Source organism: Pseudomonadota bacterium (assembly GCA_010028905.1).
In the GTDB taxonomy this organism is placed as follows: Bacteria; Vulcanimicrobiota; Xenobia; order RGZZ01; family RGZZ01; genus RGZZ01.
Map to the genome: position 1 here is coordinate 1 of RGZZ01000620.1, position 2,490 is coordinate 2,490.

Annotated in this window: 2 protein-coding genes; both read left to right on the top strand. The window is 67.2% G+C overall.

Features of this window, described 5'->3' with window-relative positions; translation table 11 throughout:
• The first annotated feature begins 64 nt into the window (after positions 1 to 64).
• Positions 65 to 703 (top strand): hypothetical protein, encoded by a 639-nt coding sequence (locus EB084_23595; protein ID NDD31246.1) that lies wholly within the window; start codon positions 65 to 67, stop codon positions 701 to 703.
• 605 nt (positions 704 to 1,308) lie between these two features.
• A complete protein-coding gene (locus EB084_23600; protein ID NDD31247.1) occupies positions 1,309 to 2,376 on the top strand; it encodes a hypothetical protein in 1,068 nt (355 codons plus the stop codon).
• The last annotated feature ends 114 nt before the right edge of the window (positions 2,377 to 2,490 follow it).

Here is a 2,490-nt window from a genome sequence, read left to right on the forward strand (position 1 = left end):
CCGAAGTAGCGGCGCATTCCACGGGTTCAGGATTCGTTCAGGACCACGTCTTAGACTGCGGCGCATGAACGCCATGCTCTCTTCTGCAGTGCCTGGGTGTGCCGCGCGCGACGAGCTCGCGACGGTGCGCCGTCGTCTCGACGAGAATCGCGCGCGCCTCAGCGATGCCGAGAGCACCCTTCACCGCTTGATCGGTGAGGTTGACGAATACAGGCAGAGCGAGCGTTCCGCGCTCACCGTCGCGGGCGCCAACGCAGACGAGCGCAGGCGTCTCGGGAAACGGCTCGATACCCTGCGCTGGGTGGGCATGGGTGCGACGCTGTCGCTTGGACCCGTCTTGTCGATCATGACGTTTGCACCCCTGGTCGGCCTCTTTGCCTTCGGCTTGGACGGGGCGTTGATCGCGGGCGCCGTCATGCTCACCGAGCGGTCTCGCGCGCGCACGCACACGCTTCTTGCAGAGTCGCGCAGCAACGACGCGCACGCGCGTCAGGTGTCGCAGCGGCTGTGCGACGCCGAGAGGGCGCTGAACAGGCAAGGGAAGGCCTGGGATGCGCTTCGGCCGCTGGTGGAGAGCGACACACGGCGCGAGGCTGAGCTCATGGAGGCGCTGACCCGCACCGTGGTTCCTGAGGCAGGTGCGGTGACCGTGGGCGAGCGCGAGGTGCGCCTGGGGAATGTGAGCGTACCCCGACGGGGGTAGCGGCTGCCGTCGTTCTGTTCAGATCATCATTGCCGAACAGCGGTTAGCAGACCCTGCAACATGGCCGATGTACGGTGTTCGGTGTAGACGCGACCCGAATGCGATGAACGCCGTGACGATCTGAGTCGTGTGTCGCTACAACGAGGTGCCCGAGTCGAACGAGGGCAACAACCATATCGTCGTGCCCATCTAGTAGCTGACGTTCGTCTGGTCCGCTTGGGGTTTCAGCCTGCGACCCCCAGGGTGCGTGGGGGTTTCAGCCTGCGACCCCCAGGGTGCGTGGGGGTTTCAGCCTGCGACCCTCAGGGTGCGTGGGGGTTTCAGCCTGCGACCCCCAGGGTGCGTGGGGGTTTCAGCCTGCGACCCCCAGGTCGCGTGGGGGTTTGAGGGCTTTGCCCCCAGGCCGCGGCTCCAATGCGGGCCAAGAAGCGTCTCCGAATCGACAATGGATCTCTTGATGCGAGAAAGGTTCTCATCACATCAGCATCTCGGCAACAATCGCTCAACCCCGGTCAGTGACGCGTCAATGACGTGTCAGCACGGCAGCGTATCCTACGATCGAAGGGGCCTTCAGGGCTCCATCGCTCAGAGCTCGAGGGCCCGCGATGGCCCCATCTCCCGAGGAGGCCTGTCCTGTCATGTTTGCGATTCCCGCCGGCGTCGAACTCCCCCTCTCGCAGACGAACCCCGTCCTGGCGATGGTGCCGCCTGAGGCCTTCGCCCCTCGTGATGACGCGCCCCGTCCCGCAACCGACTCCGTCACGTTCAGCCCGGAAGCCACGAAGGCTGCGCTCGAGGGTCGAGACGCTGTGCTGCCTACCCGCCCTGCGGAAGAGGGGGCCACGGCCCTCGCCACTGCGGAGAAGGCCGCGGCTGCCGAGGCGCGTGACGCAACTCGGATCCCCACCGAGGCCGAGGTGCGAAAGCTGGTGGGACGCAACACAGTGACCGGCGCCGAGTCATTGAAGAAAGCTGCCCGAGAGGGCGCCTCGGTGAAGGACCTGCTGACGCGCGTGCCCGCAGGCGCCGAGGTCCGCGCGTTCGACCCGGCAGCCAAGCCGACCATTCAAGATGGCATCTCGTTCAAATGGGAAGAGACGGGCGTAGACGGCAAGTCGACGAAGCACATGTTCGAGGTGCATGGGCCGGACACGCTTGCGCACGCTGGCCCGAACAGCCGGTCCGGAAACGTCGCCCGCCTTCGCCAGAATGGTAAAGGCTACTTCGAGCCCGCGAGCGGCCAGATGGTCGAGATGAAGAAGACGATCCCGGAGGCGGTGGCAAACAAGACGCACATCCCGTTGCGCGGCAATCTCGAGGTGCCGCTGGGGAAGGCCACGCAGACCCTGCTCACGGCCGAGCGGACCGTTGGCCGGGCGGTCGTGCCGCTCGCCGTGGCGGCCGACGCCCTGCACCTGGCCAACACGCCGAAGGCCGAGCGTCCCCGCGAAGCCGCGGGCATCGCCGGATCATGGGCTGGCGCGGTCGCGCTCGCGGAACCGTGCGCGGTCGCCGGAGCGCAGCTCGGAGCGACTGCCGGCCTGGCGCTCTCCCCCGTGGGAAGCGCTGCCGGAGCTGCCATCGGTGGCATTGGCGGCGGTCTGGTCTGCGGTGCCATCGGCGCGTTCGGTGGCGGTGAGCTCGGCCGCAAGCTCTACGACATGGTGCACTGACAGGCGGCAGGCATGCTGCTCTGCCCGCCCTCTGTGCGCAAGGTGTCGGTCCCGGGCACCTGCTCAAGGCCGTTCTCGCGCAGGCGCACCGTCACTGTTGCCGTGCGCTCGAGG

Bases quoted from the DNA above. Each gene is read 5' to 3' on its own strand.
- EB084_23595 (NDD31246.1), top strand. From the start codon at position 65: ATGAACGCCATGCTCTCTTCTGCAGTGCCTGGGTGTGCCGCGCGCGAC.
- EB084_23600 (NDD31247.1), top strand. From the start codon at position 1,309: ATGGCCCCATCTCCCGAGGAGGCCTGTCCTGTCATGTTTGCGATTCCC.